Source organism: Patescibacteria group bacterium, from assembly GCA_041664365.1.
GTDB lineage: Bacteria > Patescibacteriota > Patescibacteriia > UM-FILTER-42-10 > UM-FILTER-42-10 > JAHJEX01.
In genome coordinates, this window is record JBAYKW010000005.1 from 31,815 (window position 1) to 45,871 (window position 14,057).

Genomic DNA, 14,057 nt, shown 5'->3' on the forward strand with positions numbered 1-14,057 from the left:
TCGCCTGTTAGTTTTAAAAAATGGAAAAAATAATATTTCATATTGATATGGATTCGTATTTCGCCACCTGCGAACAACAAGCGAATCCTTTTTTGCGTGGCAAGCCGATCGCCGTTTCCGGCCATCCGGATTCGCGTACCGTAATTTCCGCCGCATCCAAGGAAGCCAAGAAACTGGGTGTAAAATCCGCTATGCCTATTTTTGAAGCCAGGCGCATTTGTCCAGACATCATTTTTGTCCCCGGGGATTTTGAAAAATATGTGCATATCACTAAAACTATCATCAGAATATTTCTTTCCTTTACCGACCAAGTGGAAGTAACCAGCATTGATGAGGCATTCATGGACGTTACTCCTATTGCCAAAAGATACGGCGGAGCAATCCACGTCGCCAACAAAATAAAAGCAGAATTAAAACAGCAAGTTGGTGACTGGATGACCTGCTCGATCGGTATCGCACCGAATAAGCTGATGGCTAAACTGGCTTCAGGATTGAGGAAGCCCGACGGCATCATGTTTGTACCACAAAAAGATATCCTTTCTGTTTTAAAAACTATTGAACTTACAGACTTGTGCGGGCTGGGCCGTCAGACAGAAAAGCATTTAAACAAAATTGGAATTAAAAATCTGGCTGAACTAAAGCAATATCCCTTAATCAAACTAATCAGGGAATTCGGCCAAACGGGCTTGCAACTACATAATATGAGCTGGGGCAGGGGTTCTGACTATGTCCCCTCTTATTATGAAAGTTACCAGGAGAAATCAATGGGGCATCAGATTACCCTACCGAAAAATACCCTAGATCTGGAATATTTGAATAACACACTTTTGAAGCTTTGTGAGAAAACCGGACGCAGAATGCGAGAAGCTAAACTATCCGGTCGGGTGGTCAGCGTGTTTATCAGATACAACAATTTTGAAGGCATCTCCCGACAAAAGGCGGTAAAGATTAATGTTGACGACGGGTATCAGATTTTTGAGCTAGCCAGAAATATTTTAAAATCATTTTCATTCAAATATCCCGTGCGCTTGATTGGGGTCAGTGTTGCCAAGCTTTCCTATTCTAATCAATACGCGCTTCCTTTCGCAGACACAAAAAAGAAACAAGCAATCCTGCAGGCGATGGATGCCGTAAATAATAAGCATGGAGAATTTACTATTCAGCGCGCTTGCCTGTTAAAAGATCTCGGGTTAAAGAGAGATTTGCCGGCACACGGGCTGATGCGTAAATACCTATAGGCGAGGATGCGCATCCTCGCCTATAGACGGGTTTGACCCCGTTAGAGTCAAAAACTCTAACGGGGTTGACAAATCCACTGTTTTATTATAAGCTGTGGAGCTTATTTGTGTGTCAATTCGGACATACAAAAAGGCAGGACTGCGTGCAACAGAAGGAGAGGAACATTAATGTCCGCAACCAGAAAACCCAGCGAGGTCTACGATGGGATTTCCGTCCAGAAGGCTGCCGACTTCTTCGTCGGCAACAAGAACCGCTGGCGACTCTACATCGGCAACCCGCCGGTCCTGATCGAAGATCTGGATTGGGAGTGTATCTCCCCGTTCGGCTCCGTCCGCAACGTCGTCGTCGTGGACGAGAACGGCCTGCCGATCTTCGACCGTCCGGAATACCGCGAGGCGCCGAACGTCAACGTCGTGGTCTGGGGACGTGATCCCGACGGCACCGTCAAGCTCGCTGTGATCACACAGCCCCGCCCGCACGCGGATCACCCGTGGCTCAAACCCGGTACACCCTGCGATCCGGTCGTGTTCTGCCAGATCGTCATGGGCTTCACGAGGAAGCTGTTCGGCGAGGACATCTTCGAGCAGTATGAGTCCGCAAAGGATGCGGCCAAGCGGGAAACCGCCGAGGAATCCGGCGCCAAGGTGATCCGGAATATCGAAGCTCCCAGCGCTCCCTGGCACAACCCCAACCCGACATTCGTCGCGACGTGGAGCAACCTGCTCTTCATCGAGGTCGATCTCGAAGCGCTGGAGGCGATCAAATCCACGCGCAACGAGCCGATCTACAACGCTGAGTTCGTAGACGTACCTACGCTTCGTAAGCGCGTTGCGGACGGCGTGGGTTCCAATGGAGAGTTTTACCGTATGTGTACGGCCAACTCTGCGTGGTTCATTTTCGAGTGCTGCCACCCCGAGCTGTTCAAAGCATAGCGGAACCCTGTTCCGCCCATCCCCTGGATTCACACCCCTCGGGATTTTTTTTATTTACAAATCGATGATATCATCGAGGGTATTGACTTTTTTTTAAATCTATTGTACGATTTTTGCTCCCGTTCTTTCCCTAAACCCTGCGACCATCGTTCAGCGACCCTGAGCACGGTCAACTCATGGAGGAATCTTATGACCGTCCAGCTGTACCTCACTCACTGCTCGATCGCGCTCGTCGCGCTTGCGCTCACCACTCTGTTCCAGGTCGGGCTTCTGAAGTGGGCTCGACACAACTTCGACTTCTTCTTCATGGTGAAGAAGACACACGTGCGCAACTTCCTGGTTCTCAGGGTCTTCCAGCTCATTCTGCTGGCTCTGATCGCATGGGCGGTCCGGTCATTTCTGATCAAGGATTTTCTGAGCTCTGCGCTTCGCCCGCAGGTCATCCTGATCCACATCGGCTTCTGGCTGGTGATTCCCTATCTCCTCTACTTCGCCAACTACCGGTGGGAATTCCGGAACAAGAACTTCTGTCGCTGAAGCGACAGTCGCTCCCCTCAAGTCCAACAACAAGTATTACTTCGTTCGCGGACTTTTTTTATTACACAGGTGTTGAATATTATGTGCTAATTATTGACAAAACTAGTCTGTTTTTGTTAAGGTATGAGACTATTTCTTCGCACATTGACTTTAGCGACATGGCGGTTTTGAGGCCAATACCGCTGTGTCATCATGGCTATGTTCAGTAGGGTAAAGGAGACCCAATGAAAAAGCCTGCGTTTCTCCAGTACAGGTTCGGGCCGACCTTCTGGTCTGCCAACGTCATGGAACTACTCGAACGGATGGGATGGTATGCCCTGTTCTCCATCATCATCCTCTTCCTCACCAACAGCAAGAAGGAAGGGGCTCTTGGTCTGACGAATGAACAGGCAGGTACGATTCTGGGTATCGTGCCGTTCTTCCTCTACCTCGTGCCACTAGTCATGGGCACGATCGGCGAGAAGATCGGATACAAGCGCATGTTGCTGGCATCGTTCGCGGTACTGGCCACGGGATACTACCTGTGCAGTCTGGCGACCGGATTCTGGACGTTCTTCTGGTTCTTCATGCTCGTCGCCCTGGGCGCCGGCATGTTCAAGCCGATGATTTCGGCTACGATCGGTCAGACGACCAGTGACAGCAACGAGAAGCGATCCGTCGGCTACGGCATCTTCTATGCCGTGATCAACGTCGGCGGATTCCTCGGGCCGGTCATCGCCGGTACGTTCCGACCGAGGTGCGATACCTCGGGGAATGTGATCAGCGGCAACTGGGATACGCTGTTCTACATCAACACCTGCTACATGGTGGCGATGTTTCTCTTCACGCTGTTCTTCTTCAAGGAGCCAGCGCGCAAGGGAACGGATCCCCTCGGCAAAAAGCTCCGCGAGATGGTCACGGACCTCCGCGACCCGAAGCTGAGCATTCTGCTCCTGATCCTCGTCGGGTACTGGACGAACTACGTACAGTTCTTCAACACGATGGCCCTCTGGATCACGGAGTGGGTGGATACCAGTGCATTGGCGTCGCTGCCCTTCATCCCGGATGCCTGGGTGTCGGCTGGCCAGCTCAAGCCGGAGTACTTGATCAACCTTAACGGGCTGACCATCATCTTGCTAGCTGTCTGGCTGACGAACAAGACTTCACCCTTCCCGATCCTGAAGACCATGAACACGGCGATCCTCATCCTCTGCCTTGCGGTGGCTGGTCTCACGTTCACGACTCCATTGGTCACGGGCGCGCTGGCACTCTGGCTGCTCATGACTCTGATCATCGTGTTCTCCATGGCGGAGATTTGCGTGAATCCCAAGAGCAACGAGCTCATGGCGAAGATCGCGCCGCCCGCGAAAGTGGCCACGTACCAGGGGTACATGTTCCTGTCGGTCGCCGGAGGATTCTTACTAGGAGGCAAGCTCGTCGGCTTGTACGGCCACTTCGCCGGAAAGACGGAGATGTACCGTAATGAGCTAACGAGACTTGCAAGCAACGTGCCCGACATCAAGGACCTCAACATCACCCAGCTGGGCATCGAGCTCCAGAAGCTCAACGTGGACCTTACGCAGTTCGATCAGCAGCTCTGGACGACTCACAAGCCCTATCTCTACTGGTTGATCTGCGCGGCGATCGGCGTCATCTCCGTTGTCCTACTCGCTATTTACCGTCGGGCCGTTCCGATGCTCGAGAAAACCAAACGTACCTGATTTGAACGAAGGAAGCCAGTACAACTGGCACATGGTGTCGGCCTCACACCATACTCCTTCCACCCTTACACAACCGCGGCATGTGTAAGGGATTTTTTTATTCTGATTATTATATAGAATTGACCCTGTTAGAGTCTTTGACTATAGCAGGATTGACAAAATTAATTAATTTCACTAAGCTTATTTACCGTCCGCAAAGTTCAGCGGATAATAAAGAAGCCCCTCTAACTGCGAAAGGATGGTCTGATCATGCCTCTTTATATCACGCTGATCCTGCACACAATCATCGGCGGGGTGACTCTAGTCACCCTGATCTACTGGAAGGCGGTACCCAGCCTCCTTAGCCTCTTCAGGGAGAACATCAACTTTTCGTGGCCAGGCTTCGGCATCTACGCTTCCCTTTTTCTGATAGAAAGAGCAGCGCAGGCAACCATCAACTACGCGACGCAGTTCGTACTGCACATCTGGATCGGACTGCCGTACTTCCACCAGTTGCCCGCACCGTGGTGCTGGCTGATGCCGCTCTCGTTCTTTCTCACCCTGCCTCTTTACGGCTGGGTCAGATTCTACCGTTTCACATGGCATCCGCGCCCTACCTAATCCCTCCCGAACCAATGGTTCCCTGCAGGGATTTTTTTATTGCAAAGATTTTAAATCATTTAACACCTCTTCCGCGTGCACCGGGGGTTTTACTTTTTCGTAAATTTTTACTATTTTGCCTTGAGGATTTATTAAGAACGAAGTTCTGGCTATTCCCATAAACTCCTTGCCCAGAAATTTTTTCTTCTGCCAGACACCATACGCCTTCAGCATTTCCATTTTATCATCCGAAAGCAAGGTAAAAGGTAACTTATATTTTGCTTTAAATTTTTCGTGGCTTTCAATGCTGTCCTTGCTGACACCCAAAACTTCCGCTTTCAGTCTGGAAAATTTTGGAAATGAATCGCGGAGTGTGCATGCTTCAATTGTGCAACCGGGAGTATTATCTCTCGGATAAAAATAAATCAAAATCCATTTGCCTTTATAATCAGAAAGCTTATGGATATCTCCACTCTGATCCGGCAGTGAAAATTCCGGTGCTTTTTTGTTTAATAAATCTTTCATATTGAAATGTTATTTTATAAATTTGAAATGTTTTAAAGCCGGAATAATATTTGGTGCGATATTTTTCGGCAAATCATTTATATCAAACCATTTCCACTCTCTAATATCTGCACCCGGCGCAATTTCGCCGATCCTATTCGCCAGGTAATGCACCAATTTTACATCACAAACCCCGTCAGCAGTTTCCTTGACATCATAAGTGATAAAGGCTTGTGGATTGTTAATTTCAACATCAATTCCCATTTCCTCTTTTGCTTCCCTCTTGGCAGTTTCTATCAGATCCTTATCACTTACCTGCATCTTTCCACCACAAACCTTCCAGAAATCAGTATCGCCATGCTGATTTAAAAGTATTTTGTTATTTTCAACAATTACTGCTCCGGAAACAATTATTACTTTGTTCATAGTATTATAAGCTATCCTGATATCACTGATAATTTTCCCGGTATCATTTCTATTTCAAATTTTTTCATTAACGGTAACAGTTCTCCGTCTAACTGCGCCTGCAGATTATGTCGTGATTCAATTGTAACTTTTTTTGCGGTATATGTGTGAACTTCAGGAAGTTTTAAATGTGTTCCTTTCATAATTTTTGGAATATTCCTTAAAGCATAAAATCTTCCCATTTTATCAATCTGACATACTGTGAATAAACCATCATCAATTTCTGCCGATGGCGCCACTCTAAAACCACCGCCATATTGTGTTCCGTTACATGTAGCAACTAATAATATTTTCTTTTCTAGAACAATATCGTTATCCAAAACTATTCTGGCTTCTCTGAATCTATACGTCACCAGTGTTCTAAGAACTGCTGCTAAATAACCGGGGTAACCAGGAAAGTATTTCAGATACTTTCTGACCCGTGCAGCCGCTTCACCGTCAAACCCTACGCCCATTCCATTAACAAAAATATATTCCTCGTTAACCTTACCTAAATCAACTTTCCGGATATGGCCGCGAATCAAGGTATCAAGTGCTTTATGCAGATTTTTTGATATCCCCACCATCGGGGCAAAATCATTGCCGGATCCGGTCGGCAGTATTCCCAGCACCGCGGGTGTATCATAAATCCCAGCAGCCACTTCACTGATCGTACCGTCACCTCCCACCGCCACTACAACTTCATATTCCTTTGCCGCTTCCCGTGCCAATTTTGTTGCTTCTTTAGGTTCTTTGGTCAGCACTTTCTCGTATTCCAGATTGTGCTTTCGGCAAAATACCTGCACCTCCGTAATAAATGATAGCTTTTTACCTTTCCCCGCTTCCGGGTTCACAATAAAATAGAATTTTTTATACATTTGTTTTTCCGTATAATTTTTCAAACTGATCTAATGTTAAAGCATTATTGCAGGAATATTCTCCAACTCTGCTTCGCTTCAAATATTTCAAATAGCCACCGCCTACTCCCAGTTTTTCGCCGATATTTTTCCCGAGCGATCTGATATAAACACCCGGCCCAGTAATAGCTTTAATAGTCAGCATTGGCCAGTCATAGTGTACGATATCGATCTTTTTTATTTCAACGTCACGGGCCTCTAACTCAACCGGTTTTCCTTTTCTGGCAAATTTATATGCTTCCTTGCCGTTGACCTTAACCGCGCTGTAGATTGGCGGGATTTGTTTTATCTTGCCGACAAATAATTTTATCGCTTCCTTAACTTCCGCATGCGTCGGAATAGATTTTACCGCTATCGATGTTTTTTCTCCCTCCGCATCATCAGTTGTACTTGTTACCCCTAGCATAATGGTTGTGATATATTCTTTTTCCTTTTGTACCTCAGTACTCAGTTTTTTAGTCGCTTCCCTTCCAATACCAACCACCAGGACCCCCTCCGCTAATGGGTCCAGGGTGCCGGCGTGTCCGATTCTTTTTTCTCCGGTAATCTTTCTGAGCCTGTAAACAACATCATGCGAAGTCGGACCTTTTTCTTTATAAATTGCAAATATTCCGTTCATGTAATTTGAGTGTATAAACCAACAAGTTGCGCTTTTTCCAGTATATGCCCCTTCATTGCCTTTTCTAATTCCTTCTTACCATGCGATTTGTCCAGGTCAATTAATGTATCCAGAGCATAAATTTTAAAAAAATACCGATGAGTGCCCGATGGCGGACATGGTCCTCCGTATTTATTATCTCCTCTGGTGTTCTTTCCTTCGACAGCACCTTCCATTACACAATCTTCAGCAATATCAAATGTATTACTATCAATATTCCAAACAACCCAATGGACCCAAGTTGCGCCTGGAGCATCCGGATCATCATTGATTAACGCTAAACTTTTTGTACTGGGCGGAACTTCACTAATTCTAAGCGGTGGACTGATATTATCCCCGTTGCAGGTATATTTAGACGGGATCATTTCATTATCCAGAAATACGGGACTGGTAATTTTCATAAATCCCCACCTTTCTAAATTACGTCCTTAAGTGTTATATTTTTGTACTGACCTTCTTTCAGGTTTCCCAGTTCCAATTTTCCAATGCGTACTCTTTTTAATTTTGTTACACCATAGCCCATCTTTTCACACATTCTCCGAACCTGCCTTTTCTTACCTTCAATAATTACGATAGAAAATTTTCTGACATCAGTCTGCTTAATCTTGGCAGGCAATGTTTTATATTTATTAATGTAAACTCCCGTGCTCATCATTTTCAGAAACTTCTCAGAAATATCCCTGGTTACTTCTACCTGATATTCCTTTTCTACTTTATTCTGGCCTCTTAATATTTTATTTACGACTTCTCCGTCATTGGTCAGTAAAATCAGACCGGAACTGATCACATCCAGCCTTCCGATAGTATAGACTCTTTCGGGATACCCTACCGCGTCAATTATATTATCTTTGGCTTTCGGATCACTGGTACAGATTACCCCGACCGGTTTGTTAAAAGCCAGATAAATCTTTTCCGCGGTATCTGTTTTGACACGCTCTCCGTCAACAACAACGTCATCACCCGGCAATACTTTATCTCCGAGTTTTGCCTTTCTATTATTAATCTCTACCCTTCCCTGCTCAATCAAACGATCTGCTTCACGACGCGAACAGTAGTTGGCTTGAGTCAGGTATTTATTGATTCTTGTTTCTTCCATAGGAGTATCATAGCATGAGCGGTAATTATTAGAAAATAGCCTTTAAAATCCAAAAAACTGCTACACAATTGTAACAGTTTTTTTATATATACCATCAGAGCTTGAAAGACGACCCACACCCACATACCCGCAGTAGCGAGCCGTCTTTCAAGCATGTTTTAATACAACTTTCATCACAATTAGCTTACCGGGTTGTCCATAGCGAATTTTGGTGGACAACATGTACTATTGGTAACTGGCAGACCACTATAACATAGCTTTACATCACCAAAAGTGCAATTCACTGCAACACTATCATCTACATCTAGCGCCCCAATTGGATTGTCCATCATCTTTGGCGGGCAACATTTACTATTTGTAACTGCTAGACCGCTATAACATAACTTTACATCGCTAAAACTGCAAACCTTTGCAACACTATCATCAATATCTAATGCCCCAATTGGATCTTCCATTTGGTACTTCGGCGGGCAACATCTACTGTTAGGATGACTACCTCCCGCGGCAACACATGCCTTTACTTCCGACATAGTGCAATTGCGAGCAGATGAATCATCGTTTGAGGCTTGTGCCGTATCAACGGAAAATGCCAATACTGACGCGCCAACGCCCACGATAAGTGCCAATAATATGCCACTTAAAAAATATTTCATAATTTTCACCCCCTTTCTTGTTTAAGATAATTATCGAGTTCAAAATTTGAACCCTTGAGAAAATGGCGAAGGAGAATGTTAGTCTCCCCCTTCGCCGCTGATTCAAGGAATCAATGAGCAAACTCCGCTACTTCAGAAGAAGCATCTTGCGCGTAATCGACCGCCCCTCCGCTTCCAGGCGGTAGAAATACGTGCCAGAGGCAACTCGTTGCCCGGAGTCGTCCGTGCCATTCCAGACGATCTGGTGCTGACCGGAAACAACCGTTCCGTCGACAAGCGTTGCAACCAGTCCGCCACGGACGTTGAAAACCTTCAGAGAGACATGGTCTTCGCGCGTCGTGGCAAAGCGGATCGCGGTCTGTGGATTGAACGGGTTCGGGAAGTTCGTTGCCAGTGAAGTCTGGTTCGGAACTTCGTCCCCAACTCCGACCGGAACCATGACCGGACCAAGTCTGGTCAGCGGATCCCCGATCTTCATCATGGTGTTCAGTTGCCTGATCACCCACGGCCGGTTGGCGTACAGTACCGCCATCTCTTCTTCGGCGAGCGCAATGCTCTCGAAGATTGGCCGCATCGGATCCTCAAGAATCTTGGCCGTGACGTGGTAGCCGATAACCTTGTTCGAGGAAAGCAGCGAACCACAGCTCGGCCCGTAGAATCCCACCGCACCGGCTTCATGGAACATCATGTCTTCCACCACTGGTGTGTGGTAGTAGGCTGCGTCATCCGTCGGAGCGATAGCAGCAGTACCACAGGTCGCGCCGATGAAAAACGGATGATGATTCATGAACGGCCAAACCAGGTCCATGCTCCACACGTAGTCGCCAAGCTCGCGCTTGGAGTACATGTTGCCGGGATAGTGCGGGCCGGACTGGCTTGCGAACATGATGTTGAGGTTGGTGTGTCCGCCCATGTTCCCGTTCCATTGATCTGCACAGATCGAGTTGCGCAGTTCGGGGTTCCGGTACACGGATTCCTTCACTTCGGAAGTCCAGTTCCCATGCGATTGGAGCAGGGTACGGACAGTGTCCGCAGAAGCTGCGGCAACCGCACCGTCTCCAGGAGCTATGTGATCCATATCGCCGACAAACAACCCGACTCCGGACGAAGTCCAAGGAGTCCAGTAATCAGTCGACTCCTGTGCCACCAGCGAAGCCGCAGCAATCTGCAACAGCTCGGTAACCGCAAGGCGCGTTACCACCGTTCCAGGCAGCTCGTATGGCTGATCAGTGCGGTAGTAAGGCCACCACCATGCAAGATTCCGCCCCCGAGGGAGGTCATCCCGCACGGTAAAGCCAGGAATTACCACATGATCCAGTTGTGGCTGGTAGCGGTACAGCATCTGCAGCCGGATCGAAGCCCAAGGCCCAGTCCAGTACTCAGACCACCGCGTACCAAGGAAGTAGTGGTAGTCGTTGTCATCTGCACAAATGAAGTGGTACCGGGCTCCCTCTGCCGTATGGAGTGCGATGCGCGACTGCAAGTACGCAATCTGCGCGTCTTCCTCCTCCGGCGTCTGCGGATACCCGGGAACAACATCCACCAGAACAGTGTAGCCGAACAGGCGACGGTAAGCTGCGTATTGTTCCACAGCGGCCGCGAATGGCGCTACTGTGTAGCAAACCAGCGTTTCCCCGTCACCGATGTTCATCGGAAGTACCGGTACGATCTCCCCACGGTCACGCGCCGCCTGCTGGTCTGCGATCGCCTGCTCGAAGTAATCGAGTGTGCGAGGCAGTGCCTGCATTGCGGGACGAGCCAGTGGAACTGTCGGTTGCGCGTAGCCGTGGACGATGATGTTCGGCGGAATGGCGTCTCCGTTGTTATTCTCCTCCCGTTCGCAGAGACGGAACCATTCGTGACCACTGGCAAGCGCATCGCTGATATCCAGCTGGTACTCCGTGAAACCGGGCCCCTGCTCGATACCGACGATTTCCCACGGACCATCCGTGGTAGCCGCCGACTCGACGTAGTATGCTTCAGTCCTATATTCGGATCCAACCAGCCACTTGGCGGTCTGGCCTTCAACCGAAAAATGGACGTCCGCAGCGCCGTTGGTGCCGACGAAGAATCCCCACATATCAGTCAAATGGACAATGGGAATTCCGTTGCCACTTGTGAAGTTCCCGGTAACCCAACCGGTGCCATTACCAGTAGCACAGAGTCTCGCACGGTAGGTGTGATCATCTGCCCAGGAACCTGAGCAAACTTGCACGAGCCCATCACCCGTGGGAGTTCCTGTCATGGCGCCCGTGAAGGTCCATTCAACATCAAGTCCTTCTGCAGGCACGATCAGTCCGAACTCAGGAGATTCTACGACTTCCGGTGCCAAAATCGTCGCACCTTCACCAGCTACCACAATTGAGCCGTCTCGGGAACTTGTGACAGTTGAACCACTGCCCATCGATTCCCAAAAAGTCTGTGCGTAGTTGGCGTTAGATGCGGCGAATCCGCAGAATACCCTCCGGCTTCCCCAGGAGCTTTCCCAGGTACTGGAACCACATGCCCAGTTGAAGACGAAGGTGTTGTTCGAAGTGAACTTGCTACTGATTGCTGTGCTTTTCAAGGCAATACAATAGCTTTCGGCGGTCGTGACTCTCTCAATACTGGCACTTGTCCAGCCATGAGCAAGATAGAAATCCCAGTTGTTGTCACGAACCGCCATGCTGTTCCGGTCGTACGGTTCAACGCTGATCGCACCATAGGTCCAGCCGTCGACTCCACTACCATGGCCGTGCGTCTGGATCCACCAGACTCCATAGCTGTTGTCAAGCAGGTAGTAGAAGTCGTCCATGCCGAAGGAAGGCGCCGTGGTTCCCGGGCTAAGATGGGCCGCTTCAGTAACAACATAACCCTTGCTGGTCAATGCCGTTACATAGGCCACGCCATCATCCGTACCCCAGGTGTCCTCGTAGAATTGAGCGAGAACCCCGGTGTTTGTACCCGGAGTATCCGGAGATCCGTACCCCACGCTTGCAGCGAGGAGCAAGATCATGGTGAGCAAGAATCGCTTCATGACTTACTCCTCCCGCGGATTGGGGATGGCCATCGGTCGTTCGAGACTACGAACAGCATCCTCGTGCAACATCCCGCCGTTCCAACTGAATTGCTGGGCAGCGGAAATCTCGAGACGAGCCTTGTTCTGCTGCTGCGGATCAATCGGACTGGGCGGAATTGCCTGCCGGACTGACGACGTCACAATGATGATACAACCCTTCTCGATGTACATCTTCAGGATGCTGAGTTGCGACTCCAGAATCTCGCGCTTGGTCGCGCGATGCGCCGTGTCAACAACGAGGTAGACCTGGGTATCCGGCTCGTCAGTCCAGAGGTACCCGAAGTTGTTGTCCGACATCTGGAACGCTTTGGCGATCTGTTGATCAGCGTTCATCATCGCTACGAGCTGAGGCGTAATCTCGGCATTCGAAGTTCCGAGACCCTGCAGTTCGATCTGCTTGTCAACGACACGATTGATCAGTTCCATTTTGTGGATCTGACCAGAGGTAGCAGTGACCACGTCCTTCGGCTTGTCCGAGATTTCGGGCCACACCTGCACTCCTTTCAGAGTGATGATCTGGCCGTCCGTGGACAGATCGTTGAGAGTGACCACACCCAGGTAGTTGCCATAGGCGTAAGCCTCGGCGACCGGCTGATCCTGTGCGCTGGCGCTGACCATGCTCGCAAGCACGACCAGCAGAGTGAGAACGAAGTACCGCATGGTACTCTCCCTTCCGGCGTGAAACGCCTTGTGGAAACATGTAGCAAGCAGAATGCTCACTACGCCGTTACTTATGCTTCTTCTAAGTTGTCAATATGCGTGGATACACCGAATGCTTTCGATGCTCCGGTCAATTATCCAAACTAACTGACCGCAGAATCGAACCTATAAAAAAACTACCCTAAAATAGGTAGCCGGCAAATAAATACAAAAAATTGAACTTATTTTTGCTAGAATGTCGGTTACGCTACTGGCTCAAAGCTGTCCTGTCAACCGCACATATTAATGTTTGGGACCAAGCGTCCAATTACAGACAACTCTTCATCGCCACATTCCTCCTTTATTCAGTTGTGATTTTTTGTTTTTATTTTGGTTTGGTAGCTTAGTATATTGTATAAAAAATGTCAAGTCTCTGCAAATGGAATAAAAAAATAGGGGCGGAATAGCTTCCAAAAAACCCCTATGTTGCGCAACTTAGCGCTAAGAACTGGACGAAGTGTGTGCCCACAAAATCCCGTTGATCGCGTCACGGACCGTGATCAGAGTGAAGGGCTTGGGCAGATATGCTACCGCACCGAAGCGTTCTTGGAAAGCCTTGCTCAGCGCGGCGGCTGACTTCTGACTGCCATTCTGACACATGATCACGAGTGGTGTGTGAACGGTGAGTCCGCAACGCTTCAGCTCGTGTGCAAGCCACCCCCCACCCCGAAACTGCGGGTTGTCTTCCGGAGCAAAATACTCCGCGAGAATGATGTCGGGACCTTTTCCGTCCTCTTCGATCCAAGCCGTGACGCTCTTCAGTGCAAGCGTAGCATCCGAACTGCTACGGACATCGTGCCCTTCACACTCCAGGACTTCCACGATGAATGCCTGAGTCTCGCCATTGTGGTCGAAAACGAAGACTTTGCTCATCGAACCTTACCTCCTGTGCCGGTTTCGCTATTACCCTCATGGCAAACCGCGCTCTTAGGTTAAAGAGCTAAGCGACCAATAACGGTTTCCAATCCTCGGGCTGGACACACTACTGTGTCCTCACAGAACACTATGGGACATACTTAATGTGCATACAAAAAATCGTCT

At 48.8% G+C, this 14,057-nt stretch carries 15 protein-coding genes and 1 riboswitch; of the genes, 5 read left to right on the plus strand and 10 right to left on the minus strand.

Annotated elements, in window-relative coordinates:
- The first annotated feature begins 20 nt into the window (after window positions 1–20).
- The 5 genes from dinB to WCW66_04065 all read left to right on the plus strand — a co-directional run bounded on the left by dinB (window position 21) and on the right by WCW66_04065 (window position 5,008).
- Window positions 21–1,238: a DNA polymerase IV gene (dinB, locus tag WCW66_04045; protein ID MFA6391893.1), complete on the plus strand. Its 1,218-nt coding sequence runs from the start codon at window positions 21–23 to the stop codon at window positions 1,236–1,238.
- 168 nt (window positions 1,239–1,406) lie between these two features.
- Window positions 1,407–2,171 (plus strand): hypothetical protein, encoded by a 765-nt coding sequence (locus tag WCW66_04050; GenBank protein MFA6391894.1) that lies wholly within the window; start codon window positions 1,407–1,409, stop codon window positions 2,169–2,171.
- A gap of 189 nt (window positions 2,172–2,360) precedes the next feature.
- On the plus strand, window positions 2,361–2,708 hold the full coding sequence (locus tag WCW66_04055) for a hypothetical protein (protein ID MFA6391895.1): 348 nt from the start codon (window positions 2,361–2,363) through the stop codon (window positions 2,706–2,708).
- A 224-nt stretch (window positions 2,709–2,932) separates the two neighbouring features.
- Window positions 2,933–4,408 (plus strand): MFS transporter, encoded by a 1,476-nt coding sequence (locus WCW66_04060; GenBank protein ID MFA6391896.1) that lies wholly within the window; start codon window positions 2,933–2,935, stop codon window positions 4,406–4,408.
- Window positions 4,409–4,657: 249 nt separating this feature from the next.
- Entirely contained in the window at window positions 4,658–5,008 is a 351-nt protein-coding gene (locus WCW66_04065; GenBank protein MFA6391897.1) for a hypothetical protein, read from the plus strand.
- Window positions 5,009–5,044: 36 nt separating this feature from the next.
- On the opposite strand, the gene bcp is transcribed toward WCW66_04065, so the two are convergent.
- The 10 genes from bcp to WCW66_04115 all read right to left on the minus strand — a co-directional run bounded on the left by bcp (window position 5,045) and on the right by WCW66_04115 (window position 13,889).
- Entirely contained in the window at window positions 5,045–5,512 is a 468-nt protein-coding gene (gene bcp, locus WCW66_04070; GenBank protein MFA6391898.1) for a thioredoxin-dependent thiol peroxidase, read from the minus strand.
- Between the two features lie 9 nt (window positions 5,513–5,521).
- A complete protein-coding gene (locus WCW66_04075) occupies window positions 5,522–5,917 on the minus strand; it encodes an NUDIX domain-containing protein (protein MFA6391899.1) in 396 nt (131 codons plus the stop codon).
- 11 nt (window positions 5,918–5,928) lie between these two features.
- A complete protein-coding gene (locus WCW66_04080) occupies window positions 5,929–6,813 on the minus strand; it encodes a diacylglycerol kinase family protein (GenBank protein MFA6391900.1) in 885 nt (294 codons plus the stop codon).
- Window positions 6,806–7,471 (minus strand): tRNA pseudouridine(55) synthase TruB, encoded by a 666-nt coding sequence (truB, locus tag WCW66_04085; protein MFA6391901.1) that lies wholly within the window; start codon window positions 7,469–7,471, stop codon window positions 6,806–6,808. Before truB ends, WCW66_04080 begins: the two co-directional genes overlap by 8 nt.
- The gene (locus WCW66_04090; GenBank protein MFA6391902.1) at window positions 7,468–7,911 is read right to left on the minus strand and encodes a YbhB/YbcL family Raf kinase inhibitor-like protein; all 444 of its coding nucleotides are present in this window, start codon (window positions 7,909–7,911) and stop codon (window positions 7,468–7,470) included. Before WCW66_04090 ends, truB begins: the two co-directional genes overlap by 4 nt.
- Before the next feature lie 14 nt (window positions 7,912–7,925).
- Window positions 7,926–8,606, minus strand: coding sequence for a pseudouridine synthase (locus tag WCW66_04095; GenBank protein MFA6391903.1), 681 nt, complete (start codon window positions 8,604–8,606; stop codon window positions 7,926–7,928).
- 179 nt (window positions 8,607–8,785) lie between these two features.
- Window positions 8,786–9,136 carry a hypothetical protein gene (locus WCW66_04100; GenBank protein MFA6391904.1) on the minus strand — a complete coding sequence of 117 codons (351 nt, stop codon included), beginning with the start codon at window positions 9,134–9,136 and terminating at the stop codon, window positions 8,786–8,788.
- Window positions 9,137–9,386: 250 nt separating this feature from the next.
- Entirely contained in the window at window positions 9,387–12,275 is a 2,889-nt protein-coding gene (locus WCW66_04105) for a FlgD immunoglobulin-like domain containing protein (GenBank protein MFA6391905.1), read from the minus strand.
- Between the two features lie 3 nt (window positions 12,276–12,278).
- A complete protein-coding gene (locus WCW66_04110; protein ID MFA6391906.1) occupies window positions 12,279–12,977 on the minus strand; it encodes a hypothetical protein in 699 nt (232 codons plus the stop codon).
- Window positions 12,978–13,204: 227 nt separating this feature from the next.
- Window positions 13,205–13,318, minus strand: a riboswitch (cyclic di-GMP riboswitch).
- Window positions 13,319–13,457: 139 nt separating this feature from the next.
- Complete coding sequence (locus WCW66_04115) at window positions 13,458–13,889, minus strand: response regulator (protein ID MFA6391907.1); 432 nt, start codon at window positions 13,887–13,889, stop codon at window positions 13,458–13,460.
- Window positions 13,890–14,057: the final 168 nt, after the last annotated feature.

Bases quoted from the DNA above. Each gene is read 5' to 3' on its own strand.
- WCW66_04060 (MFA6391896.1), top strand. From the start codon at position 2,933: ATGAAAAAGCCTGCGTTTCTCCAGTACAGGTTCGGGCCGACCTTCTGG.
- dinB (MFA6391893.1), top strand. From the start codon at position 21: ATGGAAAAAATAATATTTCATATTGATATGGATTCGTATTTCGCCACC.
- WCW66_04105 (MFA6391905.1), bottom strand. From the start codon at position 12,275: ATGAAGCGATTCTTGCTCACCATGATCTTGCTCCTCGCTGCAAGCGTG.
- truB (MFA6391901.1), bottom strand. From the start codon at position 7,471: ATGAACGGAATATTTGCAATTTATAAAGAAAAAGGTCCGACTTCGCAT.
- WCW66_04115 (MFA6391907.1), bottom strand. From the start codon at position 13,889: ATGAGCAAAGTCTTCGTTTTCGACCACAATGGCGAGACTCAGGCATTC.
- WCW66_04090 (MFA6391902.1), bottom strand. From the start codon at position 7,911: ATGAAAATTACCAGTCCCGTATTTCTGGATAATGAAATGATCCCGTCT.
- WCW66_04080 (MFA6391900.1), bottom strand. From the start codon at position 6,813: ATGTATAAAAAATTCTATTTTATTGTGAACCCGGAAGCGGGGAAAGGT.
- WCW66_04100 (MFA6391904.1), bottom strand. From the start codon at position 9,136: ATGTCGGAAGTAAAGGCATGTGTTGCCGCGGGAGGTAGTCATCCTAAC.
- WCW66_04075 (MFA6391899.1), bottom strand. From the start codon at position 5,917: ATGAACAAAGTAATAATTGTTTCCGGAGCAGTAATTGTTGAAAATAAC.
- bcp (MFA6391898.1), bottom strand. From the start codon at position 5,512: ATGAAAGATTTATTAAACAAAAAAGCACCGGAATTTTCACTGCCGGAT.
- WCW66_04055 (MFA6391895.1), top strand. From the start codon at position 2,361: ATGACCGTCCAGCTGTACCTCACTCACTGCTCGATCGCGCTCGTCGCG.
- WCW66_04065 (MFA6391897.1), top strand. From the start codon at position 4,658: ATGCCTCTTTATATCACGCTGATCCTGCACACAATCATCGGCGGGGTG.
- WCW66_04095 (MFA6391903.1), bottom strand. From the start codon at position 8,606: ATGGAAGAAACAAGAATCAATAAATACCTGACTCAAGCCAACTACTGT.
- WCW66_04110 (MFA6391906.1), bottom strand. From the start codon at position 12,977: ATGCGGTACTTCGTTCTCACTCTGCTGGTCGTGCTTGCGAGCATGGTC.
- WCW66_04050 (MFA6391894.1), top strand. From the start codon at position 1,407: ATGTCCGCAACCAGAAAACCCAGCGAGGTCTACGATGGGATTTCCGTC.